Genomic DNA, 25,746 nt, shown 5'->3' on the forward strand with positions numbered 1-25,746 from the left:
GGCACGGGGTTCCGGCCGGTCCGCCGACGTGCGCCGCCCCCTCTGCGGGGAGCATGCTGGCTGTGTGACCCGGCACGATGCGACCCGGCCCACCCCGTCCCCCGGAAGCGGGGCCGCGGCCGGGCAAGACGACGGCGGCGGCCGAGTACCGGACGAACTGTCCCTCGTACTCGCGCAGGGGGTCGTCAGTGCCGTCGAGTCGGTCGGGGGATACGCCGGAGGCATCTACCTCCGCTCCGGGACGCCCGGACTGCTGCGTCTCGCCGTGCTCGCCGGGCTGCCCGGTCCGCTGTTCCGCCCCTGGTGGCGGATGCACGTGAACCGGCCGTTTCCCGTCTCCGAGGCCTACCGCACCGGGCGGCCCGTGCTGCTCGCCGACGCCGAGGAGGCGATGCGGCGGTTTCCGCAGCTGATGGCGGGGCTGCCGTTCCCGTTCGGCTCGCTGTGGGTCCCGGTCACCGGCCCGCGGGGCCCCATGGGCGTCCTGGCCGTCCTGCGGTCCGCGACCCCGGGTGAGCCGGTCGCCCCCGCCGACGGGGAGCGGCTGCTCCTGCTGGGCCGCCGGCTCGGGGCCGCGCTCGCCGATCTGGAGGCGCGCTCCCTCCCCGTCGTCTGGGAACGGGAGCCGATCCCCGTGCAGCTGCCGGCCGCCCCCGCGCCCCCGGTGCGGGTCGGCAGCTTCGACTGGGACCTGCACTCCGGGGGCCTCACCGCGGACGACGACCTGTGCGCGATCTTCGGCACCGAGCCGGCGGAGTTCCCCGGCACCGTCGACGCCCTCGCCGAACGCCTCGTACCGGAGGACGTGTACGGGCTGTGGGCGCTGGCCCGGCAGGCGGTCGAATCCGCCGACCCGGTTGTCCGCCGGATGCGGCTGCGCGGCCCCGACGGCCGGTACCACCTGCTGGAGCTCTCCGGCCGCTGGACCCACCCGGACGGTGAGGGCAGCGAGAGCCATCTGAGCGGCTTCGTGGTCGACTTCGGCGCCGGACCCGTCATCGCGGAGGCGGCGGACCGGCTGCCCCGAGGGATCGTCTCGCTGGACCGGATCGGCCGCATCACCTATGCCAACGCGCTCGCGGAGGAGCTGCTGGACCGCCCGCGGGCGGAGCTGGTCGGCCACGTCGTGTGGGAGGTCCTGCCGTGGTTCGGGCACCCGGCGTACGAGGACCACTACCGGGCCGCCCTGATCTCCGACGAACCCGTCCACTTCCTCGCCCGGCGGGCCCCGTCCGTCTGGCTCTCGGTCTCGCTGTACCCGGGCCACGACGGGCTGAGCGCGGTGTTCCAGGCCACGGACCAGCCGGCCTACGCACCCGGCTCCGTCACCTCGCCGGGCCTGGGCATCGGATCCACCGCCGACCGGTCGTCCGCGCTCTACCGCCCGGTGGCTCTGGCGATCGCGCTCACCGAGGCCGTCACGGCCCGTCAGGTCTCCGCCGTCGTCACCGAGGAGCTGCTGCCCGCGTTCGGCGGCCGGCAGCTGGCCATCTACCTGCTGAGCGAGCGTCACCTCCACCTCGCCTGGGAGACCGGGTTCCCCCAGGGGTTCCTCGACCGCTTCGACGGGGTCGGACTCGACGTCTCCATCCCCGGCGTGGAGACCTTGACCACCGGCCGGCCCATCTTCTTCGAGTCGATGCAGCGCCTGGCCGACGCGTACCCGGGCATCCCGATGGAGACCGACGTCGGCGCGCGGGCGTTCCTGCCACTGATCGCCTCGGGGCGGCCCGTCGGCTCGTGCATCCTCGGCTTCGACCGGCCGAGGGGGTTCAGCCCGGAGGAGCGCACCGTCCTGACCGCCCTGGCCGGGCTCATCGCCCAGGCCCTGCAACGCGCCCAGCGGTACGACAGCGAATCGGCGCTCGCCCGGGGGCTGCAGGATGCCCTGCTGCCGCACCGGCTGCCGGAGGTCGACGGGGTCGACACCCTCGGGCGCTATCTCTCCGGCACCCAGGACATGGAGGTGGGCGGCGACTGGTACGACGTCATCGAGACCGGCCACGAACTCGCCCTGATCATCGGCGACGTCCAGGGGCACGGCGTCGCCGCCGCCGCGACCATGGGGCAACTGCGCAGTGCGGTAAGGGCGTTCGCCCTCAGCAAGCACGACCCGCAGGAGGTGATGAGCGGCACGAACCGGCTGCTCATCGATCTCGACCCGGGACAGTTCGCCAGTTGCTGCTACATCGCCCTCGACCCGCTGACGGGACGGGCCCGTGCCGTACGGGCGGGCCACCCGCAGCCGTTGCTGCGGCACCCCGACGGCCGGACCGAGGTGCTGGACCTGGCCGGCGGCATCGTGCTGGGCATCGACGGGCAGGCGACCTACCCGGTCACGGAGCTGCGGCTCGACCCGGGCGCGATGCTGGCCCTGTTCACCGACGGGCTCATCGAACGCCCCGGGACCGATATCGACGAGGGCATCGAACGGCTGCGGGCCACCATCGCGGGGATCGGCTCGGTCCCGCTGGCCGAGACGGCGGACCGGGTGATCGAGGAGGCCAGGCAGGCCACGGACCGCCCCGACGACATCGCGATCCTGCTCGCGGACCGCTGGACGCGCATGCCGGAGAAGCTGCCGCCGCTGTCCCGTGACGCCGCCCCGCCAGGCCTGTGGCGGACGTTCCGCGGACCGGGCCCGGGCGGCACGACGAGTGCCCCGGGCCCGGCCTGACGGGTGACGGTCCTGATCCGGACCCCGAGGGCCGCCCGGCCGGGGCCCCGGAGGGCCGCTCGGCCCAGGCTTCGGAGGCCCGTTCGGGCTCAGGCCTCGGAGGGCAGCTCGGCCGGGACGAAGGCGCCGGAGGCGTCCAGCATGCCCTCGCGCTCCACGACCTTGATCCGCTCACGGCCCTGTGCGGCACCGAGCGCCTGCTCGTGGGCGTCCAGCTTGTGCCAGCCCTCCCACGTCGTGTATCGGACGTTCCGGCCTTCCAGGAAGGCCTCGACGGCCTCCGGAGCCGGGGTCGCGGGCTCGGCCAGACGGCCGGCGGCGCGGTCCTCCAGCACGCAGGCGACCGTCTCGTTCGCGTCGCCCTTGGTGTGTCCGATCAGACCGATCGGACCGCGCTTGATCCAGCCCGTGACGTAGACCGAGGCCATGTGCTCGTCACCGGCGATGACGCGTCCGGCCTCGTGCGGGACGGTGCCGGAGGCCACGTCGAAGGGGAGCTTGGGCAGCTCCTCCGAGTAGTAGCCCACGGCGCGGTAGACGCTCTGCATGTCCCAGTCGGTGAACCGGCCGGTGCCCCGGACGTTGCCGGTGCCGTCCAGCTCGGTGCGCTCGGTGCGCAGCGCGGTGACCTTGCCGTCCTCGCCGAGGATCTCGACCGGGGACTCGAAGAAGTGCAGGAAGAGCTTGTGCGGGCGGTCGCCGACATCGCGGATCGCCCAGTTCTCCAGGGTCTGCGCGACCATGTTGGCCTGCTTGTTCTCCCGCCGGGTGGCGATGGAGCCCTCGTCGTACTCGATGTCCTCGGGGTTGACGATGACCTCGATGTTGGGGGAGTGGTCCAGCTCCCGCAGCTCCATCGGGCTGAACTTGGCCTGCGCCGGGCCACGCCGCCCGAACACATGCACCTCCAGCGCCTTGTTCGCCTTGAGGCCCTGGTACACGTTGTCCGGGATCTCGGTGGGCAGCAGCTCGTCGGCCGTCTTGGCCAGGACCCGGGCCACGTCCAGCGCCACGTTGCCGACGCCGAGGACGGCGACCTTCTCCGCGGTGAGCGGCCAGGTGCGCGGGACCTCGGGGTGGCCGTCGTACCAGGAGACGAACTCGGCCGCGCCGTAGGAGCCGTCCAGCTCGATGCCCGGGATGTCGAGCGCCCGGTCCGCCTCCGCGCCGGTGGAGAAGATCACCGCGTCGTAGAAGGACCGCAGGTCGTCCAGGCCGATGTCGTGCGGGTAGCTCACGTTCCCGAAGAGCCGGATCTGCGGCTTGTCCAGCACCTGGTGCAGCGCCTTGACGATGCCCTTGATCCGGGGGTGGTCGGGGGCCACGCCGTAACGGATCAGGCCGAAGGGTGCGGGCATGCGCTCGAAGAGGTCGATGGAGACCCCCGGGTCCTGGCAGACCTCGGATTTGAGCAGCGCGTCCGCAGCGTAGATACCGGCAGGGCCGGCTCCGACAATGGCGACGCGGACGGGGCGTGTCATGGCGTGGTGATCCTTAAGGCGGGCGAACGCGGGCAGGTAACAGCGTACGTCGGAGGTAAGGGTTGGCTTACTAGTCTCCACCACACACCGTAAGCCCTGGCCCCGCGCGGCCTCCGACCCGGCCTACGGAACCGCCCGATAAGTCCGTTTCTCCAGGGCGGTATGGGCGATTTCAGACTTTTAACCCTCTATTCCATAAAGGGCCTATTGGGGCGCTTGGGTAATTTTGACCGTGCCTGTTTCGGCCGCCTCCGCGCGAAGTGGTGAGCGTCACGTCCGAGGGCGCGGACGTGGATCCGGAGGGTTCGGTTCCCTTCTGCGCGAAGAAAGTTGACACCGCGACGGAACGGGCGCGGTCGGGAATTCATGAATTCGATCTTGCGGAGAAAGGTCATCCGGAATTCGGGGCTTGTTCTGTCCGATGCTTTTCGCCTACGGTCACGCTCAATCCGGATGGAACGCCGAATCCTGCCGCCGTCCGGCAAACCGAAACCCACTCACGCACGGCAGGAGCGGGGGAACCAGGTAAGCCGCCGGTCCGGTATCCGGAACGGCTAGGGGTGAAGTCGCAGTCCCTGCGGCCAGACATCTCCCGTCTGAACCCGACAGCTCACCTCGTAGGCGCCGGAGAGGAAATTCCCCATGCCCGCACAGGGTAAGCACCGCCGCACCAAGTCCGTCTCGCTGAGCCGTGGCATCGCCGCCGTGACCACGGGTGGAGCCGTTCTGGCCCTCCCGGTGCTCGGCGCCACCACCGCCTCCGCCGCTCCCGCGCACTCCGTCGTCGCGGAAAAGGCGGTGGCTCCGGTCTCCGTGACCGCCCAGGTGAATTCCGTGACGAAGGCCGCACCCGCCAAGCATTCCGTGGTGGCCGGTGAGACGCTTTCCAAGATCGCCCGTGAGTATTCCGTCAGCGGCGGCTGGAAGAAGCTGTACGAAGGCAACCGGAAGGCCGTCGGCGAGAACCCGAACCTTATTCACCCGGGTATCAAGCTGACCATCGGCGCCAAGGCTGCCGCCCCGTCAGACGCCAAGGCGGGCAAGGCCGCCAAGGCCGCCGCCCCGTCCGCCGGCCGTGCCGCGACGGGGGAGCGCGCCGACCGTTCCGAGCGCACCGCCGCCGCCCCCGTGGCCCAGGCCGCCCCGGCCGCCGCCGCTCCCGCCACCTACTCGAACGATCTGGATGGCTGGATCAAGGAGTCGCTGGCGATCATGGCCGAGCGCGGCATCCCCGGCAGCTACGAGGGCATCCACCGCAACATCATCCGCGAGTCCTCGGGCAACCCGAACGCGATCAACAACTGGGACTCCAACGCGGTCAAGGGCACCCCGTCCAAGGGGCTGCTCCAGGTCATCGACCCGACGTTCCAGGCGTACCACGTGCCCGGCACCTCGACCGACAGCTACGACCCGGTCGCCAACATCACCGCCGCGTGCAACTACGCGGCGGACCGGTACGGCTCGATCGACAACGTCTTCGGCGCCTACTGATCCCTGGAAGCGCCAGGCAGGCATCAGCCCGAGGGGCCCCGGACCGCACGGTCCGGGGCCCCTCGGGCATGCCGGGAAGTTACCCCCAAGTTTCTAGTGACTTACCACGCGATCGACAGTAGAACCTGTTTCACTCTGTCGAGAGTGAGGGATGTCACATGAACGACACTACCCTGCATGAAGGCGCATCCAAAGGCGTCTCCCGTCGAAGATTCATCACAGGAACAGGTTCTCTTCTCGGGGTCGCGGCACTCGCCGGACCCACCACACCCGTCTGGGCCGCGCCCCGGGCGGCAGCAGCCCCGATCGGCTCCGGCGCCCATGTGCCGGTGCTGATCATCGGCACCGGGTACGGCGGCTCCGTGGCCGCACTCCGGCTCGCCCAGGCCGGCACGGACGTGCACATGGTCGAGATGGGCATGGCCTGGGACACCCCCGGCGCGGACGGCAAGATCTTCGCCAACACCACCAGGCCGGACGACCGGTCCTTCTGGCTGCGCACCAAGACCAAGCAGCCGCTCAGCAACTTCCTCGGCTTCCCGATCGACAAGAACGTCAACCGCTACACCGGGATCCTGGACGCCGAGGAGTTCGCCGGCATCACCGTCTACCAGGGACGCGGTGTCGGGGGCGGCTCGCTGGTCAACGGCGGTATGGCCGTCACGCCCAAGCGGGAGAACTTCGCCGCCATCCTCCCGTCGGTGAACGCCGCCGAGATGTACAGCACGTACTATCCGCGCGCCAACGCCGACCTCGGGGTCACCACCATCGACCCCGCGTGGTTCGACTCCGTCGACTGCTACCAGTACGCCCGGGTCGGCCGGAAGCACGCGCAGCGCTCCGGCTTCCCCTTCCTCTTCGTGCCCGCCGTGTACGACTGGGACTACATGAAGCAGGAGGCGGCCGGGACCGTACCCAAGTCCGCGCTGGACGCCGAGATCCTCTACGGCAACAACTACGGCAAGAAGTCGCTCCAGAAGACCTACATCGACCGGATCAAGGCCACCGGCCGGGTCACCATCTCCCCGCTCCACAAGGTCACCACGGTCACCCCGGCCCCCGGCGGCGGCTACACGGTCCTCATCGACCAGCTGAACACCGTCGGCCAGACCACCGTCACCAAGACCGTCACGGCGGACAAGGTCTTCTTCGCCGCGGGCAGTGTCGGCACCAGCAAGCTGCTCGTCGGGCTCAAGGCGACCGGCGCGCTGCCGCTCCTCAACAGCGAGGTCGGCAAGGGCTGGGGCGACAACGGCAATGTCATGTGCGGCCGGGCCAACCACCTCTGGGACCCGACGGGGAAGGTGCAGTCGTCCATCCCCACCGGCGGCATCGACAACTGGGACGCCGGCGGAGCGTTCGCCGAAGTCGCTCCGCTGCCCACCGGCATCGAGACCTGGGCCTCGTTCTACCTCTCCATCACCAAGAACCCCAACCGGGGCCAGTTCACCTGGAACGCGGCGGCGGGGAAGGCGGAGCTGAACTGGCAGACGGCGTGGAAGCAGCCGTCCATCGACGCCGCGAGAACCATCTTCGACAAGATCAACCAGAAGGAGGGGACGATCTACCGCACGGACCTCTTCGGGGTCTACAAGATCTGGGGCGACCACCTCACCTACCACCCGCTGGGCGGTGCCGTGCTGAACAAGGCCACCGACAACTACGGGCGGCTGCACGGCTATCCGGGGCTGTACGTCATCGACGGCGCGCTGATCCCCGGCAACACCAGCGTCAACCCGTTCGTGACGATCACCGCGCTCGCCGAGCGCAACATCGAGCGGATCATCGCCACCGACCTGTAGTCCGGCCGACAGGCGGCAGGGCGTACGGAGAGCCCGGGGCCGGGAGTGCCAACCCGGCGGCCCCGGGCTCCGCCAATGGGTGCGCCTAATGACCCGGCAGGACGCAGACCGCGTCGATCCCCAGCACATGGTTGAGCCGCCCGAAAGCGAGCCAGGAGCCGATGCTCATGGACAGCTCCACGATCTCCACCTGGCTGTAGTGCGCGGTCATCCGCTTCCAGAACGCGTCGTCGAGCCCGTGGTGGTCCAGCGCGTACCGCTCCGCGTACTCCGCCGCGAGCCGGGTCCGTTCGTCGAAGGCGTCCGTCGTACGCCACTCGGTCACCGCCCCGGCGAACTCCTCCTCGACCTTCGCCCCGTCCCGCTCGGTCCGCCAGTCCAGGCAGAACAGGCACCCGTTGATCTGCGCGATCCGCAGCCGTGCCGCCTCGAACTCCCGCAGGCCCAGCGTCGTGTGCTCGTACACGGACATCGAGAACGTGGCGGCGGCCATGCCGATGCCGGGGACCATCTCCCCCCACACGTATCCGATGGGCTCCTGGCCCTCCGGAATGTCGATGATCATGTCGTTCTCCTTCCCAGCCTGCCGACCGCAGGCCGCAGCGGGACGTCGAGTGCGTCGTACAGGCCCGGCTCCGCGTCCACCAGCCAGTCGATGGCCGAGACGAGCCGCCCGACCGCCGTGGCGTTGCCGCCCGCCGACCGGTTCTCGCCCTCGTCGGAGGCCTCGACCGTCACCTCTATACGGGGGCGGCCCTCGATCACCACCCGGTGTGCGCCCACCCCGTCGGGCGGGGTGGGCCAGTCCGGTGCGCACGAGGGGTGGATACGGGTGATGTGCTCGATCACGATGCGGGGCTCCCCGGCCACGATGCCCTGCACCTCGAACCGCACGGCGCCCTGGGTGCCCGCCGCGAACTCACCCATCGTGCGGGTGAGCACCGTCGTCTCCAGCGCCCGGCGGTCGAGCGTCTCGCGGATCTCGTCCAGTTCGACGCCCAGTGCCCGGGCCATCAGGCGTATCTGGCCGCCCCACACCATCGTCGGAACGCTCTCCGCCAGCATCAGCGGCTGGTAGTCCAACGGGTGCCCCATGCCGATCAGGTGGCGTACCGAATCCTCCTGCTCGTACGTGGAGTAGTCGAAGATCTCCTGGCAGCGGATCACGTCCACCTCGGTGCCCAGGCCGCTGACCAGCAGTGGCAGGACGTCGTTGCCCCAGCCGGGGTCGACCCCGGAGACGAAGAGGGAGCCGCCGCCCTCCGCGACGGCGGCCAGGACGGGATCCCGCAGCTCCGGTGGGGCGTTGCGCTGATCGTAGAGCGGATAGAGGGAGGGTGTGACGACCACCGCTCCGGCCCGGATCGCCCGGCCGATGTCGGCCAGCGCGTCGTCGGGGCGGATGTCGCCGGATGCCGCGTAGACCACCGCGCGGGGGCGGCCGGCCAGCACGGCGGTGATGTCGTCGGTGGCCGTGACCCCGAGCGTGCGTCCGACCCCGCCGAGATCGCCGGCGTCGCGGCCGGTCTTCGCGGGATCGTGGACGAGGACGGCGGTGAGTGTCAGTGCCGGATGGGCCTCGACGGCGCGGATCGCCGCGCGGCCGACGTTGCCGGTACCCCAGACAACCGTGGGAATCATGCGCGGAGGGTAGCGGCCGGACCGTGTACTTCCCAGAGCCGCGGCGGGGCCATTTCGGCCGGGAATACAGGTGTTCCCGGGCCGGCGGGTGATCCGCCGGCCCGGGAACCGTACAGCGGGGACTACTGCTTGGCGCGTGCGCCGCTCGGGCTGCCGGTGATCGTGAACTGCGAGCCGGGCTCGATCAGTACATGGCCGTCGCGCGAGTTGGTGATCGTCACGTTGGTCAGCGTCGCGTTGCCGCGGGCGCCGCCCATCGCGAGGATGCCGGAGCCGTTGTTGGACTTGTCGATCCGGACGTTCTCGATCTTGACGTCCTGCATCACGCCGCCACCCGTCTTGAACTGGATGCCGTCGTAGGTGGAGTCGATGATGTCGGTGTCACGGATCGTGACGCCGGGGATGGGCAGGTTCTGCGGGAAGAGGGTGATCGCGCCGAACTCCTGGTCCTCGTTCCAGAAGGCGCCGCCGGTGCGGTACAGGGCGTTGTTGGCGATCAGCGTCTGCCCGGAGAAGGGCAGCGGGTCGTGGTCGGTCGCCAGCATGATGGCCGGGTAGTTCATGGTGTCGGAGATGATGTTGTTCTCGATCTTGTTGCCGTAGCCGCCGTAGATCGCGATGCCGTTGGCGCGCCAGGGCAGCTGGATCGTGTTGTTGCGGAAGCTGTTGTCGTGGCCGATGTCGACGGACTGGTCCTTGACGTACTTGCTGGACCAGACCGCGAGCGCGTCGTCCCCGGTGTTGCGGAAGGACGAGTTGTAGACCGTGGAGTTACGGGTGCCGTTGGCGAAGTTGATGCCGTCGGCGTAGGTGTTGCGGATCCGCATGCCGGTGAACTCGACGCCGTCACCCGGGCCCCAGAGGGCCGGGATGTTGTCGAAGTCGCGGCCCGCCCAGACGCCCACGTTGGCGTGCTCGATCCAGACGTTGCTGATCTTCGTGTCCTTGCCGAAGCGGCCGTTCAGCGCGACGCCGCCCTCGTGGTTGCCGTCACCGCCGCGGATGGTGCCGGAGCCGAAGATCGCGATGTGGGAGATCTTCGTGTTGTCGTCGATGTCGAAGCCGAAGTTGCCCTCGTGCGGGTGGTTGATCCCGCCCGCCTCGTGCGGCGGGGTCAGCGTGTAGAGCTGGGAGTGCCACATGCCCGCGCCCCGGATCGTCACGTCCGAGATGCCCACCTGGTTCCACTGACCCCGGTTCAGCGGGTCGTCGGTGAGGATCTTCTGCTCCTGGCGCCACTGGCCGGCCGGGATCCAGACGCAGCCGATCTCGCCGTTCTGGTTCGCCGTCACCGCGCGCTGGATCGCGGCGGTGTCGTCGATGCCGTCGTTGGCCACCGCGCCGTACGTGGTGATGGAGACACAGCCCGACGGCTGGGACGAGGGCGCCGCCACCTGCTCCAGGTCGATCAGGTCGATGATGTAGAAGGAGGCGTTGTCGCCCGAGTCCCGCTGGAGACGGAACTTGGTGCCCGCCGGGTAGGTCTGGGCGAGCAGGGCGTGCGACTCGTCGAACAGCCGCCGCGCGTCGCCGCCCGGCGTGTTGGTGAGACCCTCCGGGCTGTCGGTGTTCCCGTACAGCCAGCTGTGCTTGGAGGAGAGGTCGAGCTTGCGGACGAACTGGCCGTTGGCGTAGAGGCTGATGGTGGCCTCGCGGCCGCCGCCGCCCGCCGCGTCCGGGATGGAGTTGCGTACGACGATCGAGTTCGACGCGTTGGTCGAGGTGAACTCCACGAACTCACCGGTGGAGTTGAGCCGGACCGACTTGCGGCCGGAGGACTCCGTGGCGAAGTTGGTGTGACCGAAGGTGCGCTCGGCGTCCGACGTCAGCAGCGTGCCCTGGTACGCGGCGTCCTCCGCCTCGTACTCCGTGTACGGCACGGCGGCGCCGCGTCCGACGACGATGGAGCGGGCGAGCACGTTGTTGGTCTCGCTGGTCTCCGCGACCTGGTTCGTCGCGTCGGCCGTGGCGGTCAGCGTGGCTCCGCCGCTCGCCGCCGTCCAGCTGCCGCCGATGGCGACGTTGACCGTGGAGCCGGCCGGGATCGCCGGGGTCGTGCCGTTGAGGGTGGTGGAGCCCACCGTCAGCCGGGTGACGGTGCCCGCGCTCACCGCGCTGGTGCCGCGGTTGTGTACGGCCACGGTGAAGCTGACCGCCGCGCCGACGGCCGGGTTGGACGGGCTGGAGGTGATGGAGCGGACCTCCAGGTCGGGGCCGGGGCTCTGGCCGACCACCAGCGGGGAGGCGGTGGTGCGGCTGTTGTTGGTGTTGTCCGACTCGATGACCGTGTCGGTCGGGTCCACCAGCGCCGAGACGGTGTACGAGCCCTGCGGCCGCTTGCCGACCTGGACCGAGACGGGGGCCGAGGCCCCCGCGGCGAGCGGGCCGACCGGGGCGCTGCCCACGACGACGCCGCCCAGGCTCACATTGACGGTGGTCGCGGCGGAGGGGGCGGTACCGATGTTGCGGACCGTCCCCTGGACCGTGATGTCGTCGGTCTCGGACGGTGCCGAGGGGCTCCAGGACAGGGCGCTCACGGTCAGGTCCGGGTTGGGTGCCGGAGTCCCGAGGACCTGGATCTCCGCGACCTGGGCCCCGGGCGCCCCGGTGTTGGAGAAGAACTGCAGCTGGAGGTCGGCGACCCGGCCACTGACCGGGACTGTCACCGTGTTCTGGTTGGTGGCCGGGTTGAACACGTAGCCGGCGCGGGCCTTGAGCGAGGTGAAGGCGGTGCCGCTCTGCGTCCGGCCGAGCACCTGGAAGTCCTGGGTCCTGGTACCCCAGATCGGGTCGGGGTTCAGCTTGATCACCACGGACTGGAGGTCCGCGTCGGCGCCCAGCTTCACCGTGAGGTTCGAGGGGTGCCCGTTCGACTCCCAGTAGGTGTTCACCTGGCCGTCGTTGGCGTTGACGACGGGGAAGCCGCCGTGCGATCCGCTGGCGGTGACGCTCTTGCCCCGGGCCAGGTCGGTCGGCTCAGCCGCCGCTGCCGAGACGGGCAGAAGGCCGACGGTGACCAGCCCGGCTATGAGCAGGCCGGTGATCGATCTTTCGGTGAGTCGTTTCCATCTCATGCTGTCCTCTGCTTCCACAGGGCGACGGGGGAGGGGGAGGCGTCGTGCTGCCGGGGGAGCACGTGGTGTTCATCGTTATTTGAGTCATGCAGTCAATCTTTTGCGAACTGCGGTTCATAGATTTCTGGTCTGTTTCTGATTTGTCAACGGTTCTCGCATGTTCACGTCATGAGGACATGTCGAATGACGGCCCGTCAGAGAGCTTGCCGAGGAGCCGGGTTCAGGACAGCGCTGTGCCGCGCGCCAGAAGCAGCGCCAGGTCCGCAGCCGCCACGGTCACCGCTCCCGCCAGCGCGGCCTTGTGCCACCACCTGCCGAGCACCGGCCCCAGCAGCGCCGCCGCACCGGCGAGGACGAGGACGGCGGCGGACCGGGCGTCCACCGGACCGGGCGGACCGAGCACCAGGACGGCCGTGGCCGCGAGGAGCGGCACCGGCAGCAGCAGCCGCGTCCCCGTCGAGCCGAGCCGGTGCGGCAGCCCCCGGATGCCGGCGGCCCGGTCCTCCTCGATGTCCGGGAGGGTGTCGCCCAGATGGGCCGCGAACCCGAGCAGCGCTCCGGCGGCAACCGTCCACCACCGCGGCCAGGGCGCGCCCGGCAGGGTGAGCGTCACCGCCGCGGGGAGCGTGCCGAACCCGATCGCGTACGGCACCCAGGAGAGCACCGTCGCCTTCAGCCTCAGGTTGTAGAGCCAGGCGGCGGCGACCGCGGCGAGGTGCACCGTACCGGCGAGAACACCGCAGGCCAGGGAGAGCGGTACGCACAGGACGAGCGCGACCGCCGCCGCGGCCCACACCGCGCGGACCGGGACCACGCCGTCGGCCACCGGCTTCCCCCGCCGCCCGGCGCGGGCGTCGCGCCCCGCGTCGAACGCGTCGTTGCACCAGCCCACCGAGAGCTGGCCGGTGAGCACCGCCACCCCGACCAGCGCGAGCCGCGCCGGGGAGAGGCCCGCACCGACGGCCAGGGCGCAGGCGAGCGCCGTCACCGCGACCACCGGCCCCGGATGGCAGGCGAGAGCGAGACCCGCCGCGCGGCCCGGCCACCGGACCGCCGTCGCGGATGTCCTCGCCCCGTCCATAGCGCCCATCGGGCGAGCGTAAAGACCTGTGGGCCCGTCAACACGGCGGCCGCGCGGTTCCTTTACCGGGAAATTCGGGTCTTTCCGGTCAGGATGGGGCGATGACGTCCCCGACGCAGGAGCCGCAATGACCCGGATCGCCGCGGCCCACGGGGCCCTGCCGCCCCACCGCCACACCCAACGAGAGGTCACCGACATGGTGGCCGACACCTGTCTGCCGCCCGGCGCCGACCGCCGCGTCCTGGACCGGCTCCACGAGAACGCCCGCGTCCGCACCCGGCACACCGTGCTGCCGCTCGACGGATACCGTGACCTGGACGGCTTCGGCGCCGCCAACGACGTGTTCATCCGCTCGGCCGTCGACCTCGGCGGCCAGGCCGTACGCGGCGCACTGCGGGCGGCGGGGCTGCGGCCCACCGATGTGGACCTGCTGATGTTCACCTCCGTCACCGGTATCGCGGCCCCCTCCGTCGACGCCCGGCTGGTGGCCCGCCTCGGCCTGCGGTCCGACGTGAAACGGCTGCCGGTCTTCGGCCTCGGCTGTGTCGCCGGAGCGGCCGGCGTGGCCCGGATCCACGACTACCTGCTCGGCCACCCGGACGACGTCGCCGTGCTCCTCTCGGTCGAGCTGTGCTCCCTCACCTTCCAGCGCCACGACGTGACGCCCGCCAACCTGGTGGCCACCGCCCTCTTCGGCGACGGGGCCGCCGCGGTGGTCGCCCTCGGCGGGCGACGGGCCGTCTCCGGACCCGAGATCGTGGCCACCCGCAGCCGGATGTACCCCGAGACCGAGCACGTGATGGGCTGGTCCGTCGGCTCCACCGGATTCAGCGTGGTCCTCGATCCGGCCGTGCCCGACGTCGTACGCCAGTACCTCGCCGACGACGTACGGGAGTTCCTCGCCGAACACGGCCTCAAACCGAAGGACATCGCCCACTGGGTCTGCCACCCGGGCGGGCCCAAGGTCCTGGAGACCGTCACCGAGGTCCTCGACCTGCCCGACGGGGCGCTCGACGTCACCTGGCGCTCGCTGGCCGACGTCGGCAACCTGTCCTCGTCCTCGGTCCTGCACGTCCTGCGGGACACCCTCGAACACCGCCGCCCCGAACCGGGCACCCCCGGGCTCCTGCTGGCCATGGGCCCCGGCTTCTGCTGCGAACTGGTGCTGCTGCGCTGGTAGGAGGGAGCACGCCGACCACCCGCCCCGCCGGGCACCCTCCGGCCCGCACACGAACTGGAGCGCCGCATGATCTGGTACACCGCCCTGGTGCTCGCCGTCGCCGTCGAGCGCCTCGCCGAACTCGTCGTCGCCCGGCGCAACACCCGCTGGAGCCTGGCCCGGGGCGGCACCGAGGCGGGCAGCGGCCACTACCCGGCGATGGTCGTCCTGCACACCGCCCTGCTCGCCGGGTGCCTGGCCGAGGTCCACCTCGCAGACCGCCCCTTCCTGCCCGCCGTCGGCTGGACCACGGCGGCCGTCGTCGTCGCCGCGCAACTGCTCCGCTGGTGGTGCATCACCACGCTCGGCCCCCGGTGGAACACCCGCGTGATCGTCGTCCCCGGACTGCCCCTGGTGTCCGGCGGCCCCTACCGCTGGCTGCGCCACCCCAACTACGTCGCCGTCGCCGCCGAAGGCATCGCGCTGCCCCTCGTGCACGGGGCGTGGGTGACCGCCCTGGTCTTCACCCTGCTCAACGCCGTCCTGATGGCCGTCCGGATCCGGTGCGAGGACGAGGCGCTGGCCCGCCTCCCGGCGGCGGGCGTACGGGTGTGATCGACATCCTGGTCGCCGGGGGCGGCCCCGCCGGGCTGGCCGCCGCGATCCGGGCCGCACAGGCCGGTCTGGAGGCGGTGGTGGTCGAACCCCGCCCCGCCCCCGTCGACAAGGCCTGCGGCGAGGGCATCATGCCCGGCGGCCTCGCGGCCCTGCACCGGCTGGGCGTGCGCCCGGCCGGACACCCCCTGCGCGGCATCCGGTACACCGACGGCCGGCGCAGCGCGGAGGCGGCGTTCCGGGGCGCGTACGGGCTCGGCGTGCGGCGCACCGAACTGCACGCGGCCCTCCACGCACGGGCCGAAGCCCTCGGCGTACGCATTGTGGAGGGCAAGGTGCGGGAGGTCCGCCAGGGCCGGGACACCGTCACCGCCGCCGGCCTCACCGCGCGCTGGCTCATCGCCGCCGACGGGCTCCACTCGCCGCTGCGGCGCGCCCTCGGCCTCGACCGTCCCGTCCCCGGGCCCGGCCGCTACGGGCTGCGCCGCCACTACCGTCTGGCCCCGTGGACGGACCTGGTCGAGGTCCACTGGTCCCCGTACGGCGAGGCGTACGTGACCCCCGTCGGGGAGCGGCTGGTGGGCGTGGCGGTGCTCAGCCGCGACCGCCGCCCGTACGAGGACCACCTGGCCGCCTTCCCGGCTCTCGCCGCCCGGCTGACCGGCCCCGACGCCACCCCCGTACGCGGGGCGGGGCCGCTGCGGCAGCGGGCGCGGGGACCGCGGGCCGGGCGTGTCCTGCTGGTCGGCGACGCGGCGGGCTACACCGACGCCCTCACCGGGGAGGGCATCGCCCTGGCCGTGGCCACCGCGACGGCCGCCGTCGACTGCCTGGCCGCGGGACGCCCGGAGGACTATCCGGCGCGGTGGACGCGGGCGACGCGCCGTTACCGGCTGCTCACCCAGGCCCTGCTGGGCGTCGCGGACCGTCCCGGAGCGCGCCGGCTGGTCGTAGCCGCGGCCCATCGCGCACCCGCCCTCTTCCGTACGGCGGTCCGCGCGCTCCAGTGAGCGGGCACAGTCCGGTCCGGCCCCCGGGTGACCGAATGGCGGGGCTCCGCGTTCCGTCATAACGTCGATCGGGTGAACGCCCGCGTTCATCCGGCCGACGGAGATACCGACCGCCCCTGTGGGGCGCAGCGCCCTCGGAACGAGAGACGAACCCACCTATGACGGGCTCCCACGCGACACCCGGGAAGACTGCCCGGCCCGATCAGCGGGGCCGGGGCAGCGGACTGGCACTTCTGGTCATCGCCTCGTGCCAGCTGATGGTGGTTCTCGACATCACCATCGTCAACATCGCCCTCCCGCACATCCAGGAGTCCCTGGGCTTCTCCACCGAGAACCTGTCCTGGGTGGTCAACGCCTACACGCTGACCTTCGGCGGACTCCTGCTGCTCGGCGGGCGGCTCGGTGACATCCTCGGCCGCCGCCGCGTCTTCATCTTCGGTGTGCTGCTCTTCGTGCTCGCCTCGCTGCTCGGCGGACTCTCCCAGGAGTCCTGGCAGTTGCTGGCCGCCCGTTCGCTCCAGGGCGTCGGCGGCGCCATCGCCTCGCCGACCGCCCTGTCGCTGATCACCACGACCTTCCGCGAGGGCCCCGAACGCAACAGGGCGTTCGGGGTGTTCGCCGCGGTCTCGGCGGGCGGCAGCGCGATCGGGCTGCTGGCGGGCGGGCTGCTCGTCGAATGGCTCGACTGGCGCTGGGTGCTCTTCGTGAACATCCCCATCGGCCTGCTCATCGCGTTCGCCACGCCCCGCTACATCCGCGAGTCCGAACGCCACCCGGGCCACTTCGACGTCCTCGGCGCCCTGACCTCCACGGTCGGCATGGTGCTGCTGGTCTACGGCTTCATCCGCGCCTCCGAGGACGGCTGGACCGACCCGGTCGCCCTCGGCTCCTTCGCCGTGGCACTGGTGCTCCTGACCCTGTTCATCTTCATCGAGAGCCGCTCCCGCCAGCCGATCACCCCGCTGTGGATGTTCCGCGACCGCAATCGCGCCGGGACCTACGCGATGATGCTGAGCCTGGCCGCGGCGATGTTCGGGATGTTCTTCTTCCTGACGCTCTTCGTGCAGAACGTGCTCGGCTTCAGCCCGCTGCGGGCCGGACTCGCCTTCCTGCCGGTCAGCGCCATCATCGCGGTCGGCGCGGGCTTCGCCTCCCAGCTGCTGCCCCGGTGGGGGCCCAAACCCTTCATGGTGACGGGCGCGCTGCTGGCCGCCATCGGGCTCGGCTGGCTCACGCTGACCGACGTCCACAGCACGTACCTCGGCTCCATCCTCGGCCCGATGCTCGTCTTCGGCCTCGGCATGGGCATGCAGTTCGTCTCGCTGACCCTGATGGCGGTGTCGGGCGTCGCCCCGAAGGAGGCGGGCGCCGCGTCCGGCATCCTCAACGCGACCCAGCAGGTGGGCGGCTCCCTCGGACTCTCCATCCTGGTGACGATGTTCGGCACGGCCAGCCGCAACGAGGCCAAGAACCAGGTACCGGGCTTCCTGGAGCAGGCCACCCCGGCCCAGCTGCTGCAGTTCCGCAGGACCGGGGAGCTGCCACCGCCCTGGGGGGACGAAGTCCTCACCTCCGGTGTCTCCAGCGCCTTCGTCGTCGCGGCCTGCTTCGCCGTCTTCGCCGCCCTGGTCGCCCTGCTGGTCATCCAGGTCCGCCCCTCCGACCTGGCCCGGCTCCAGGGCAGCACATCGCCCGGCCGGGCCGATGCCACCCCCGTACCTCCCGATGAAGCGAAAGGCCCCCACAGCCATGGACTGGACCCTTGAAGTGATCGTGCTCCCGGTGACCGACCTGGACCGGGCACGCGACTTCTACCGCGACAAGATCGGTTTCCACGTCGACATCGACGGCGAGGTGATGCCGGGCGCGCGCGTCGTCCAGCTCACCCCGCCCGGCTCGGGCTGCTCGATCGCCCTGACCGACGGCGTGCCGAACCCGACGGGAGACCCGCAACCGGGCACGTACCACGGCCTCCAGCTCTGCGTCACCGACATCGACGCCGCCCACGCGGAGCTCGTCGCCCGAGGGGTCGAGGTCTCCGAGCCCCAGCGGTACGCCCCCGACGACGGGGCCACGTTCATGTACTTCACCGACCCGGACGGCAACGGCTGGGCCGTACAGGAGTACCGCCGCCGGCTGACCGAACCCCTGCACAAGGTCCTCGCCGACCTCGCCGCGAAGGGGGCCGTGGAGCCCACCGACTGAACCGCTCCGTCCCCTTTGTCGCTCGCACACCCGCCCACCGCCCCACACACTGCCCGCCGCGGTGGATCGTGCCGCCCCGGTCCACGACAATGCTCCCCGTATCACCGCAGTGATCCATGCACACGAGGGAGCAGCATCCAATGGCCGGCAACACAGACATGGTGGCCTTCGTCCGGGCGCGTCTAGCCGATGAGGAACAGGTCGCCCTGGCTGCCGGCGGGGACCGATGGCGGTGCCCGGCCGATGTGCCCGGCGAGGTCCACGACCGCAGGGGCGGCGTCGCGTTCACGGTGCGGGACCAGGGCTTCGACCACCACATCGCCCTGCAGGACCCCGCGCGCACCCTGGAGCGCATCGAGACGCACCGGGTGCTGCTGGGCGAGTACGTCGAGGTCGCCGAGCTGGACACCGACCGCCCGGCCCAGGACTTCCGCTCCGGCCGGGCGGTGGGCCTGGGCTTCGCCGTCCGCCAGCTGGCCGCCGAGTACGCCGGGCACCCGGACTACCAGGCGCGGTGGCTGCCCCGGTTCATCCAGTAGCCACCGTCCATCGACGGACAGCCCGGTTCATCCGACGGACAGGGTCCAACCGGCGGACGGGGAGCGGGCTGCGCCCGGAACCGGTAACTTACTCGCAAGTAAGTCGAGGTTCCGGGCCACCTGACCACGTATGGAGATCCCATGTCCCGCCGGACGCGTTCCCCCCTGCTGCTCGCCGGACTCATGGCGGGAGCGGGGGTGCTCCACTTCGCCGTCCCCAAGGCGTTCGACGCCACCGTGCCCCGGGTCCTGCCCGGAGCGCCCCGAACCTGGACGTACGCGAGCGCAGTGGTCGAACTCGCCCTCGCCGCGGGCATAGCGCACCCCCGCACACGGAGCGCCGCCGCCCGGGCCACCGCGGGCTTCTTCGTCGGAGTGTTTCCGGCCAATGTGCAGATGGCCGTGGACTGGCGCCGACGGCCCCGGCCGCAGCGGGCCGCCGCCCTCGCCAGACTGCCCCTTCAGGTGCCGCTCGTCCTGTGGGCGCGCAGTGTCGCCCGGGGTGCCGACACGCCCTGAACGGGGCGCAGTCGGTGTGGTTCGAGCCAACCGCCGGGAGGAAGATCCACAGCAAAATGGCGTTGCTCTCTGGTGAGGAGTGATCCCGCCGTGTAGCGTCGCCGGAAGATGTCGTGGTTCGCAGTACCTGCCCGCGCCTGGCGCGGGCGTTTTGCTGTGCAGTGCCTGAGAACCAGGGCGATCACCTCCGGGTCCGCGCGGTGCGGATCCGTTTACTGCTGAGAGGTACAGGCATGGCCAGCGGAACCGTCAAGTGGTTCAACTCGGAAAAGGGCTTCGGCTTCATCGCGCAGGACGGCGGCGGCCCCGACGTCTTCGCGCACTACTCCAACATCAACTCCACCGGCTTCCGTGAGCTCCAGGAAGGCCAGGCGGTGACCTTCGACATCACCCAGGGCCAGAAGGGCCCGCAGGCGGAGAACATCACCGCCGCCTGATCCAGGTCGAACGGTTCCTCGGGCCCCCGGGACGCGATGCGTCCCGGGGGCCCGAGGACGTCCGGCGCCCGTCGCCCCGAACGGATCGGCCCGATCCGGTTGGGGCGGCGCGGGCCGGGTACCCGGGGTGTCCCAGCCGAAGATCCCGGAGCTTCCGGGACGAGCAGGAAGGACATCCCATGCTGAAGGCCGTCGCCGATGTGCTGCGATCCGTCGGAGGAGCCATCGCCACCGTGGTCACGCTGCCCTTCCGGGCCCTCGCCCGCCTCTTCGGAGGTGCGTCGAGCACGGCGCGCGGACACCACTGACACGCCTGACACGTACACATGCCCGCGCCCCCGGTCCACGAAAGGACCGGGGGCACGGGCATGTGTACGTCTTGCGCGCCCGTGACGGGCGGCTACCCGGGCGACTCGTCCGGTGTCGGATGCCGCTCGGGGTGCACGCCGGCGTTGCGCGGCTTCTCCCGGCCGGAACCGGCCTCGTCCGGGTCGGGCCCGTCGCCGCTCTCGCGGGCGACCCGGTCCGGCACCGGTATGTCGAGGGGGTCCTCCCCCTCCTGGGTCTGCTGGTCCGGCAGGTCCGCCGGTACGGGGGGCGGGCTGCCGGAAGCCCCGGTGTAGGCGGTGCCTTCCGGCCTGCGGTCGGTCATGAGAGCTTCCTTCCGTGCTGCCCCGGAATGCCCGAGGACGAATCGTTCGTCATGCTGGGTACCCCCTGCCGGGCGAACGATTCACCTGAGGACGGGCGCAGGACACACCTCACACCGGGGTATGGCTCGCCCGGGCGGGGGTACTCGGGGCTGTGCCCCTCCTGGGCACACGACTTTTCTGAGAAGAATCACGCGGAAGGATCACCCGCATGCTGATGGCCCACCCGACGGTGCTGCGCAATCTGGTCGAGCAGTACGAGGCCCTGCGCCTGCTGCACGCGGAGAGCGGCTCCACCGAGGCGCGGCAGCGCATGGACGACGTGGCCTACACCCTGTGCGTCTCGACGGGCACGGGCGATGTCGACAGCGCGCTGGTCGCCGCCCGGCACCGGCTGCCGGGTGCCCGTCCCGAGGACGACTCCGTCCTGTCGGCCTGATCACCTGATGAACACCGAAGGGGCGGGCGCTGTGGTGCGGACCGTGGGCGTGGAAGAAGAACTGCTGCTGGTCGACCCGGAGAGCGGGGAGGCGCGTGCCCTGTCCACGGCCGTGCTGGCCCTCGCCGAGAAGCATGCGGAGGGGGAGTCGGCCTTCGAGCCTGAGCTGCACCGCCAGCAGCTGGAGTTCGCGACGCATCCCTGCCGCGAGATGAGCGAGATAGCCGACGCGGTGCACCGGTGGCGGGCCGAGGCGATCCGCCACGCCGCCGACGTGGGAGCGTCGGTGGCGGCCCTGGCGACCTCGCCGCTGCCGGTCAGCCCGACGATCGGGACGGGCGAGCGGTACAGCTGGATGGCGGAGCGCTACGGGCTGACCGCCCAGGAGCAGCTGACCTGCGGCTGCCACGTACACGTCTCCGTCGAGTCGGACGAGGAGGGTGTCGCGGTCCTCGACCGGGTGCGCGGCTGGCTGCCGGTCCTGCTCGCCCTGAGCGCGAACTCCCCCTTCTGGCAGGCGCAGGACACCCAGTACGCCAGCTACCGCAGCCGGGTGTGGGGCAGGTGGCCCTCGGCGGGGCCCGTGGAGCTCCACGGATCGGCCGAGCGCTACCACGAGCAGGTGAAGGCTCTCGTCGGGACCGGCGTCCTCAAGGACGCCGGGATGGTCTACTTCGACGCGCGCCTCTCGGACACCTACCCCACAGTGGAGGTCAGGATCGCCGACGTCTGCCTGGACCCGTCGGACACGGTCCTGCTGGCCACGCTCGTGCGGGCGCTGGTGGAGACGGCCGCGCGGGAGTGGCGGGCTGGGGAGCCTCCCATGGACACCGAGGTGGCGCTGTTGCGGGTCGCGTCCTGGCAGGCGGCCCGTTCGGGTCTTGACGACCGGCTGATCCACCCCCGCACGCTCCGGCCCGAGCCCGCGGCCGACGTGCTCCAGGCGCTCCTGGCCCATGTGCGGGACGCGCTGGAGGACAGCGGTGACCTCAAGGCCGCGGAGAGGGCGCTGGCCGCCCTGGAGCGACGCGGCAACGGGGCCAGGGTCCAGCGCGAGATCCTGGAGCGGACCGGAAGCCTCCGCGACACCGTCGCGGAATGCGTCCGGATCACGGGGGGATGAGCGCGAACGTACGGACGACACGACCGCATGACATGCACGGCACGACCGCATGACGTGAGAGGAAAGGAGCAGCACATGGCCACCACCGGTCTCGGCGACCGCCGGATCCTGGCGATCGTCACCAACTACGGGGTCGAGCAGGACGAACTCGTCGTCCCCGTGAAGCACCTGCGCGACAAGGGGGCACAGGTGAGCGTGGCAGCGGTCTCCGACGAAGAGATCCGCACCCTGGTGGGCGACCGCGACCCCGGCGACACCGTGCGGCCCGACCTCACCCTGGCGGACGTCGACCCCGCCGCGTACGACCTTCTGCTCGTCCCGGGCGGCACGCTGAACGCCGACACCCTGCGCCTCCAGGACGCCACCACCCGGATCGTCAGCTCGTTCGCGGCCTCCGGCAGGCCGGTCGCGGCGATCTGCCACGGCCCGTGGGCGCTGGTCGAGGGCGGCTACGTCCAGGGCAAGACCCTGACCTCGTACGCGTCGCTGAAGACCGACATCACCAACGCGGGCGGTACCTGGGTCGACAAGTCGGTGGTCCGCGACGACGAGGGCGGCTGGCCGCTGATCACCTCGCGGACGCCCGACGACCTGGACGACTTCCTCCGCGAGATCGACGCGGTGCTCACCGGGTCCTGACGCCCGCCCGACGGCCCCCGCCCGCTCACCGCGCGGCGCGGGGGCCGTCGGCGTGTCCGCGAACGCGTACGCCGGTACGGGTGCGAGGAGGCAATAGGGCCACCGCGCACTTACCGGCCTGGACGCCCTCGGGGTATCCAGGAAAGAGGCTGCCGGCAAGAAGCTCCTGACGCGGGCCGACCCGAGGAGGGCTCATGGACGCCCCGACCGCCACTACGGCCGACACGGACGTACTGGACACACCTCAGGAAGACCCGACGGTTCACATTCTGTGGATCAACGCCGGACTGAGCTGCGACGGGGACTCGGTCTCCCTCACCGCCGCCACCCAGCCGAGCATCGAGGAGATCGCGCTCGGCGCCCTGCCCGGCCTGCCCAAGGTCGCCGTCCACTGGCCCCTCATCGACTACGAGTGCGGGCCCGTTCAGGGCGCCGACAACTTCGTGGAGTGGTTCTTCAAGGCCGACCGGGGCGAACTGGAACCCTTCGTCCTGGTGGTCGAGGGCTCCATCCCCAACGAGCGCATCAAGCCCGAGGGCTACTGGTGCGGCTTCGGTGACGACCCCGAGACCGGCCAGCCCATCACCACCAGCGAGTGGCTCGACCGGCTCACCCCCAAGGCCCTGGCGGTCGTAGCCATCGGCACCTGCGCCACCTACGGCGGCATCCACGCCATGGCCGGCAACCCCACCGGGGCCATGGGCGTACCCGACTACCTGGGCTGGGAGTGGAAGTCGAAGGCGGGCATCCCGATCGTCTGCATCCCCGGCTGTCCCGTCCACCCGGACAACGCCTCCGAGACCCTGCTGTACCTGCTCTACCAGGCCGCCGGCGCCGCGCCCATGATCCCGCTGGACGAGGAGCTGCGGCCCACCTGGCTGTTCGGCGCCACAGTCCACGAGGGCTGCGACCGGGCCGGCTACTACGAGCAGGGCCAGTTCGCCGACGAGTACGGCTCCCCGCAGTGCCTGGTCAAGCTCGGCTGCTGGGGCCCGGTCGTCAAGTGCAACGTACCCAAGCGCGGCTGGATCAACGGCGTCGGCGGCTGCCCCAACGTCGGCGGCATCTGCATCGGCTGCACCATGCCGGGCTTCCCCGACAAGTTCATGCCGTTCATGGACGAGCCACCCGGCGGCCACGTCTCCGCGGCGGCGAGCGGCGTGTACGGCTCCGTCATCCGCCGGCTGCGCCACTTCACCGCGAAGACGGCCGACAAGGAACCGAAGTGGCGCACCAGGACCGACACCATCAAGACCGGCTACCGGCCGCCGTGGTGACCCGCGCCCCCGGGACACCCCGGTGGGGCGCAGGACCAGGGCGAGCGGCACGACCTACCAGAAGGGCGGCGCGGGACCATGGCGACTGCGACCGGCAAACCCGCCGTCGACGCTGACGGCCTCATGGAGATGTCGTGGGACCCGATCACGCGCATCGTCGGCAGCCTCGGCATCCACACCAAGATCGACTTCGCCGCCAAGCGGGTCGCGGAGTGCTACAGCACCTCGTCGATCTTCCGCGGCTACAGCGTCTTCATGAAGGGCAAGGACCCCCGCGACGCGCACTTCATCACCAGCCGCATCTGCGGCATCTGCGGTGACAACCACGCCACCTGTTCCGTGTACGCGCAGAACATGGCGTACGGAGTGGCGCCCCCGCACCTCGGTGAGTGGATCATCAACCTCGGCGAGGCCGCCGAGTACATGTTCGACCACAACATCTTCCAGGAGAACCTGGTCGGCGTGGACTACTGCGAGCGGATGGTCGCCGAGACCAACCCCGGTGTCCTCGAACTCGCGACACGCACCGAGGCCCCGCACGCCGCCGACCACGGCTACCGCACGATCGCCGACATCATGCGCTCCCTGAACCCGCTGGAGGGCGAGTTCTACCGCGAGGCGCTCCAGGTCAGCCGGTACACCCGCGAGATGTTCTGCCTGATGGAGGGCCGCCATGTGCACCCCTCCACGCTCTACCCCGGCGGCGTCGGCACGGTGGCGACCATCCAGCTCTTCACCGACTACCTCACCCGCCTCACCCGCTACGTGGAGTTCATGAAGCGGGTCGTCCCGCTCCACGACGACCTCTTCGACTTCTTCTACGAGGCACTGCCCGGGTACGAGGAGGTCGGCCGCCGGCGCATCCTGCTCGGCTGCTGGGGAGCGCTCAACGACCCGGAGTACTGCGACTTCACGTACGCCAACATGGAGGACTGGGGCCGGCGGATGTTCGTCACCCCCGGCGTCATCGTGGACGGCAAGCTCGTCACCAGCAGCCTCGTCGACATCAACCTCGGCATCCGTATCCTGCTCGGCAGCTCGTACTACGAGGACTGGGCGGGCATGGGCAAGTTCGTGGAGCGCGACCCCCTCGGCAACGAGCTGGACGAACGCCACCCCTGGAACCAGCACACCATCCCGGCCCCGCAGAAGCGGGACTTCGACGACAAGTACAGCTGGGTCATGTCACCGCGCTGGTTCGACGGCACCGACCACCTCGCCCTGGACACCGGCGGCGGCCCCATCGCCCGCCTCTGGTCCACGGCCCTGTCCGGACTCGTCGACATCGGCTACATCAAGGCCACCGGCCACAGCGTGCAGATCAACCTCCCGCGCACCATGACCAAGCCGGAGATGGCGCTGGAGTGGAAGATCCCGCAGTGGTCCAACGCCATCGAACGCAACCGGGCCCGCACCTACTTCCAGGCGTACGCGGCCGCCGCCGCCCTCCACTTCGCCGAGCAGGCGATGGAGGAGGTCCGCGCCGGACGCACCCAGACCTGGGAGCAGTTCGACGTCCCCGACGAGTCGATCGGCGTCGGATTCACCGAAGCGGTACGCGGCGTCCTCTCCCACCACATGGTCATCCGGGACGGGAAGATCGCCAACTACCACCCCTACCCGCCGACCCCCTGGAACGGCAGCGTCCGCGACAGCTACGGCACCCCCGGACCGTACGAGGACGCCGTCCAGAACACCCCCATCTTCGAGGAGAACCCGCCCGAGAACTTCAAGGGCATCGACATCATGCGGGCCGTCCGCAGCTTCGACCCGTGCCTGCCGTGCGGCGTCCACATGTACGTCGGCGGCGGCCGGACCGTCGAGCAGACCCATATGCCGACCGGGCTGAGCGGACTGGCGGGCGGCTGACCCCCGTACGGGACAGGC

23 protein-coding genes and 1 riboswitch are annotated in these 25,746 nt (G+C 70.9%); of the genes, 17 read left to right on the forward strand and 6 right to left on the reverse strand.

The annotated features are described in order from the left end of the window. Window positions 1-64: 64 nt before the first annotated feature. Window positions 65-2,677, forward strand: coding sequence for a SpoIIE family protein phosphatase (locus IE264_RS12005; protein ID WP_051821958.1), 2,613 nt, complete (start codon window positions 65-67; stop codon window positions 2,675-2,677). A gap of 89 nt (window positions 2,678-2,766) precedes the next feature. Here IE264_RS12005 and IE264_RS12010 read toward each other — a convergent pair whose 3' ends face one another. Next, the gene (locus IE264_RS12010; protein ID WP_032759151.1) at window positions 2,767-4,158 is read right to left on the reverse strand and encodes an FAD-dependent oxidoreductase; all 1,392 of its coding nucleotides are present in this window, start codon (window positions 4,156-4,158) and stop codon (window positions 2,767-2,769) included. A 484-nt stretch (window positions 4,159-4,642) separates the two neighbouring features. Then, window positions 4,643-4,797: riboswitch (cyclic di-AMP (ydaO/yuaA leader) on the forward strand. A gap of 3 nt (window positions 4,798-4,800) precedes the next feature. Here IE264_RS12010 and IE264_RS12015 point away from each other — a divergent pair. Beyond that, complete coding sequence (locus tag IE264_RS12015) at window positions 4,801-5,649, forward strand: transglycosylase SLT domain-containing protein (protein ID WP_032759149.1); 849 nt, start codon at window positions 4,801-4,803, stop codon at window positions 5,647-5,649. 158 nt (window positions 5,650-5,807) lie between these two features. After that, entirely contained in the window at window positions 5,808-7,451 is a 1,644-nt protein-coding gene (locus IE264_RS12020) for a GMC oxidoreductase (protein WP_190167631.1), read from the forward strand. An 85-nt stretch (window positions 7,452-7,536) separates the two neighbouring features. Here the strand turns inward: IE264_RS12020 and IE264_RS12025 are convergent, their stop codons facing one another. From IE264_RS12025 to IE264_RS12040, 4 genes are all read right to left on the reverse strand, one after another. After that, entirely contained in the window at window positions 7,537-8,016 is a 480-nt protein-coding gene (locus IE264_RS12025) for a carboxymuconolactone decarboxylase family protein (RefSeq protein ID WP_015613067.1), read from the reverse strand. Then, entirely contained in the window at window positions 8,013-9,092 is a 1,080-nt protein-coding gene (locus IE264_RS12030) for an NAD(P)H-dependent amine dehydrogenase family protein (protein WP_015613068.1), read from the reverse strand. The genes IE264_RS12025 and IE264_RS12030 overlap by 4 nt, the downstream gene beginning before the upstream one ends. A gap of 122 nt (window positions 9,093-9,214) precedes the next feature. Beyond that, window positions 9,215-12,166 (reverse strand): CARDB domain-containing protein, encoded by a 2,952-nt coding sequence (locus IE264_RS12035; protein ID WP_032759146.1) that lies wholly within the window; start codon window positions 12,164-12,166, stop codon window positions 9,215-9,217. A gap of 220 nt (window positions 12,167-12,386) precedes the next feature. Beyond that, on the reverse strand, window positions 12,387-13,247 hold the full coding sequence (locus IE264_RS12040; RefSeq protein WP_032759145.1) for a UbiA family prenyltransferase: 861 nt from the start codon (window positions 13,245-13,247) through the stop codon (window positions 12,387-12,389). Between the two features lie 127 nt (window positions 13,248-13,374). On the opposite strand from IE264_RS12040, the gene IE264_RS12045 reads away from it, so the two are divergent. The 9 genes from IE264_RS12045 (at window position 13,375) to IE264_RS38400 (ending at window position 20,039) form a co-directional block, all read left to right on the forward strand. Further along, a complete protein-coding gene (locus IE264_RS12045; protein WP_032759143.1) occupies window positions 13,375-14,427 on the forward strand; it encodes a type III polyketide synthase in 1,053 nt (350 codons plus the stop codon). A 66-nt stretch (window positions 14,428-14,493) separates the two neighbouring features. Next, entirely contained in the window at window positions 14,494-15,021 is a 528-nt protein-coding gene (locus IE264_RS12050; protein WP_032759142.1) for an isoprenylcysteine carboxyl methyltransferase family protein, read from the forward strand. Further along, on the forward strand, window positions 15,018-16,031 hold the full coding sequence (locus IE264_RS12055) for an NAD(P)/FAD-dependent oxidoreductase (RefSeq protein WP_015613073.1): 1,014 nt from the start codon (window positions 15,018-15,020) through the stop codon (window positions 16,029-16,031). Before IE264_RS12050 ends, IE264_RS12055 begins: the two co-directional genes overlap by 4 nt. Before the next feature lie 158 nt (window positions 16,032-16,189). Beyond that, window positions 16,190-17,797: an MFS transporter gene (locus IE264_RS12060; RefSeq protein ID WP_015613074.1), complete on the forward strand. Its 1,608-nt coding sequence runs from the start codon at window positions 16,190-16,192 to the stop codon at window positions 17,795-17,797. Then, on the forward strand, window positions 17,781-18,236 hold the full coding sequence (locus IE264_RS12065; RefSeq protein ID WP_032759140.1) for a VOC family protein: 456 nt from the start codon (window positions 17,781-17,783) through the stop codon (window positions 18,234-18,236). Before IE264_RS12060 ends, IE264_RS12065 begins: the two co-directional genes overlap by 17 nt. 140 nt (window positions 18,237-18,376) lie before the next feature. Further along, complete coding sequence (locus IE264_RS12070) at window positions 18,377-18,775, forward strand: DUF6221 family protein (protein ID WP_015613076.1); 399 nt, start codon at window positions 18,377-18,379, stop codon at window positions 18,773-18,775. 141 nt (window positions 18,776-18,916) lie between these two features. Then, window positions 18,917-19,294, forward strand: a complete 378-nt coding sequence (locus tag IE264_RS12075; RefSeq protein WP_015613077.1) for a DoxX family protein — start codon at window positions 18,917-18,919, stop codon at window positions 19,292-19,294. Between the two features lie 233 nt (window positions 19,295-19,527). Next, the gene (locus IE264_RS12080; RefSeq protein WP_015613078.1) at window positions 19,528-19,731 is read left to right on the forward strand and encodes a cold-shock protein; all 204 of its coding nucleotides are present in this window, start codon (window positions 19,528-19,530) and stop codon (window positions 19,729-19,731) included. A gap of 179 nt (window positions 19,732-19,910) precedes the next feature. Beyond that, window positions 19,911-20,039: an LPFR motif small protein gene (locus tag IE264_RS38400; RefSeq protein ID WP_015613079.1), complete on the forward strand. Its 129-nt coding sequence runs from the start codon at window positions 19,911-19,913 to the stop codon at window positions 20,037-20,039. 92 nt (window positions 20,040-20,131) lie between these two features. Here IE264_RS38400 and IE264_RS12085 read toward each other — a convergent pair whose 3' ends face one another. Continuing rightward, window positions 20,132-20,383, reverse strand: coding sequence for a hypothetical protein (locus tag IE264_RS12085; RefSeq protein ID WP_015613080.1), 252 nt, complete (start codon window positions 20,381-20,383; stop codon window positions 20,132-20,134). A 209-nt stretch (window positions 20,384-20,592) separates the two neighbouring features. On the opposite strand from IE264_RS12085, the gene IE264_RS12090 reads away from it, so the two are divergent. From IE264_RS12090 to IE264_RS12110, 5 genes are all read left to right on the forward strand, one after another. Continuing rightward, window positions 20,593-20,820 carry a DUF5133 domain-containing protein gene (locus IE264_RS12090; protein WP_015613081.1) on the forward strand — a complete coding sequence of 76 codons (228 nt, stop codon included), beginning with the start codon at window positions 20,593-20,595 and terminating at the stop codon, window positions 20,818-20,820. Window positions 20,821-20,827: 7 nt separating this feature from the next. Continuing rightward, a complete protein-coding gene (locus IE264_RS12095; protein WP_032759139.1) occupies window positions 20,828-21,943 on the forward strand; it encodes a glutamate--cysteine ligase 2 in 1,116 nt (371 codons plus the stop codon). A 75-nt stretch (window positions 21,944-22,018) separates the two neighbouring features. Beyond that, window positions 22,019-22,582 (forward strand): type 1 glutamine amidotransferase domain-containing protein, encoded by a 564-nt coding sequence (locus tag IE264_RS12100; RefSeq protein ID WP_032759138.1) that lies wholly within the window; start codon window positions 22,019-22,021, stop codon window positions 22,580-22,582. A gap of 194 nt (window positions 22,583-22,776) precedes the next feature. Next, window positions 22,777-23,859, forward strand: coding sequence for an NADH-quinone oxidoreductase subunit B family protein (locus tag IE264_RS12105; protein WP_032759137.1), 1,083 nt, complete (start codon window positions 22,777-22,779; stop codon window positions 23,857-23,859). Window positions 23,860-23,937: 78 nt separating this feature from the next. Further along, on the forward strand, window positions 23,938-25,728 hold the full coding sequence (locus tag IE264_RS12110; RefSeq protein WP_032759136.1) for a nickel-dependent hydrogenase large subunit: 1,791 nt from the start codon (window positions 23,938-23,940) through the stop codon (window positions 25,726-25,728). Window positions 25,729-25,746: the final 18 nt, after the last annotated feature.

This window comes from Streptomyces microflavus (assembly GCF_014650075.1).
GTDB lineage: Bacteria > Actinomycetota > Actinomycetes > Streptomycetales > Streptomycetaceae > Streptomyces > Streptomyces microflavus.

What these genes read in the sequence shown, in the direction of transcription:
- IE264_RS12010 (WP_032759151.1), bottom strand. Translation starts at nt 4,158, where the DNA reads ATGACACGCCCCGTCCGCGTCGCCATTGTCGGAGCCGGCCCTGCCGGT.
- IE264_RS12015 (WP_032759149.1), top strand. Translation starts at nt 4,801, where the DNA reads ATGCCCGCACAGGGTAAGCACCGCCGCACCAAGTCCGTCTCGCTGAGC.
- IE264_RS12020 (WP_190167631.1), top strand. Translation starts at nt 5,808, where the DNA reads ATGAACGACACTACCCTGCATGAAGGCGCATCCAAAGGCGTCTCCCGT.
- IE264_RS12025 (WP_015613067.1), bottom strand. Translation starts at nt 8,016, where the DNA reads ATGATCATCGACATTCCGGAGGGCCAGGAGCCCATCGGATACGTGTGG.
- IE264_RS12030 (WP_015613068.1), bottom strand. Translation starts at nt 9,092, where the DNA reads ATGATTCCCACGGTTGTCTGGGGTACCGGCAACGTCGGCCGCGCGGCG.
- IE264_RS12035 (WP_032759146.1), bottom strand. Translation starts at nt 12,166, where the DNA reads ATGAGATGGAAACGACTCACCGAAAGATCGATCACCGGCCTGCTCATA.
- IE264_RS12040 (WP_032759145.1), bottom strand. Translation starts at nt 13,247, where the DNA reads ATGGACGGGGCGAGGACATCCGCGACGGCGGTCCGGTGGCCGGGCCGC.
- IE264_RS12045 (WP_032759143.1), top strand. Translation starts at nt 13,375, where the DNA reads ATGACCCGGATCGCCGCGGCCCACGGGGCCCTGCCGCCCCACCGCCAC.
- IE264_RS12050 (WP_032759142.1), top strand. Translation starts at nt 14,494, where the DNA reads ATGATCTGGTACACCGCCCTGGTGCTCGCCGTCGCCGTCGAGCGCCTC.
- IE264_RS12060 (WP_015613074.1), top strand. Translation starts at nt 16,190, where the DNA reads ATGACGGGCTCCCACGCGACACCCGGGAAGACTGCCCGGCCCGATCAG.
- IE264_RS12065 (WP_032759140.1), top strand. Translation starts at nt 17,781, where the DNA reads ATGGACTGGACCCTTGAAGTGATCGTGCTCCCGGTGACCGACCTGGAC.
- IE264_RS12070 (WP_015613076.1), top strand. Translation starts at nt 18,377, where the DNA reads ATGGCCGGCAACACAGACATGGTGGCCTTCGTCCGGGCGCGTCTAGCC.
- IE264_RS12075 (WP_015613077.1), top strand. Translation starts at nt 18,917, where the DNA reads ATGTCCCGCCGGACGCGTTCCCCCCTGCTGCTCGCCGGACTCATGGCG.
- IE264_RS12080 (WP_015613078.1), top strand. Translation starts at nt 19,528, where the DNA reads ATGGCCAGCGGAACCGTCAAGTGGTTCAACTCGGAAAAGGGCTTCGGC.
- IE264_RS38400 (WP_015613079.1), top strand. Translation starts at nt 19,911, where the DNA reads ATGCTGAAGGCCGTCGCCGATGTGCTGCGATCCGTCGGAGGAGCCATC.
- IE264_RS12085 (WP_015613080.1), bottom strand. Translation starts at nt 20,383, where the DNA reads ATGACCGACCGCAGGCCGGAAGGCACCGCCTACACCGGGGCTTCCGGC.
- IE264_RS12090 (WP_015613081.1), top strand. Translation starts at nt 20,593, where the DNA reads ATGCTGATGGCCCACCCGACGGTGCTGCGCAATCTGGTCGAGCAGTAC.
- IE264_RS12095 (WP_032759139.1), top strand. Translation starts at nt 20,828, where the DNA reads ATGAACACCGAAGGGGCGGGCGCTGTGGTGCGGACCGTGGGCGTGGAA.
- IE264_RS12100 (WP_032759138.1), top strand. Translation starts at nt 22,019, where the DNA reads ATGGCCACCACCGGTCTCGGCGACCGCCGGATCCTGGCGATCGTCACC.
- IE264_RS12105 (WP_032759137.1), top strand. Translation starts at nt 22,777, where the DNA reads ATGGACGCCCCGACCGCCACTACGGCCGACACGGACGTACTGGACACA.
- IE264_RS12110 (WP_032759136.1), top strand. Translation starts at nt 23,938, where the DNA reads ATGGCGACTGCGACCGGCAAACCCGCCGTCGACGCTGACGGCCTCATG.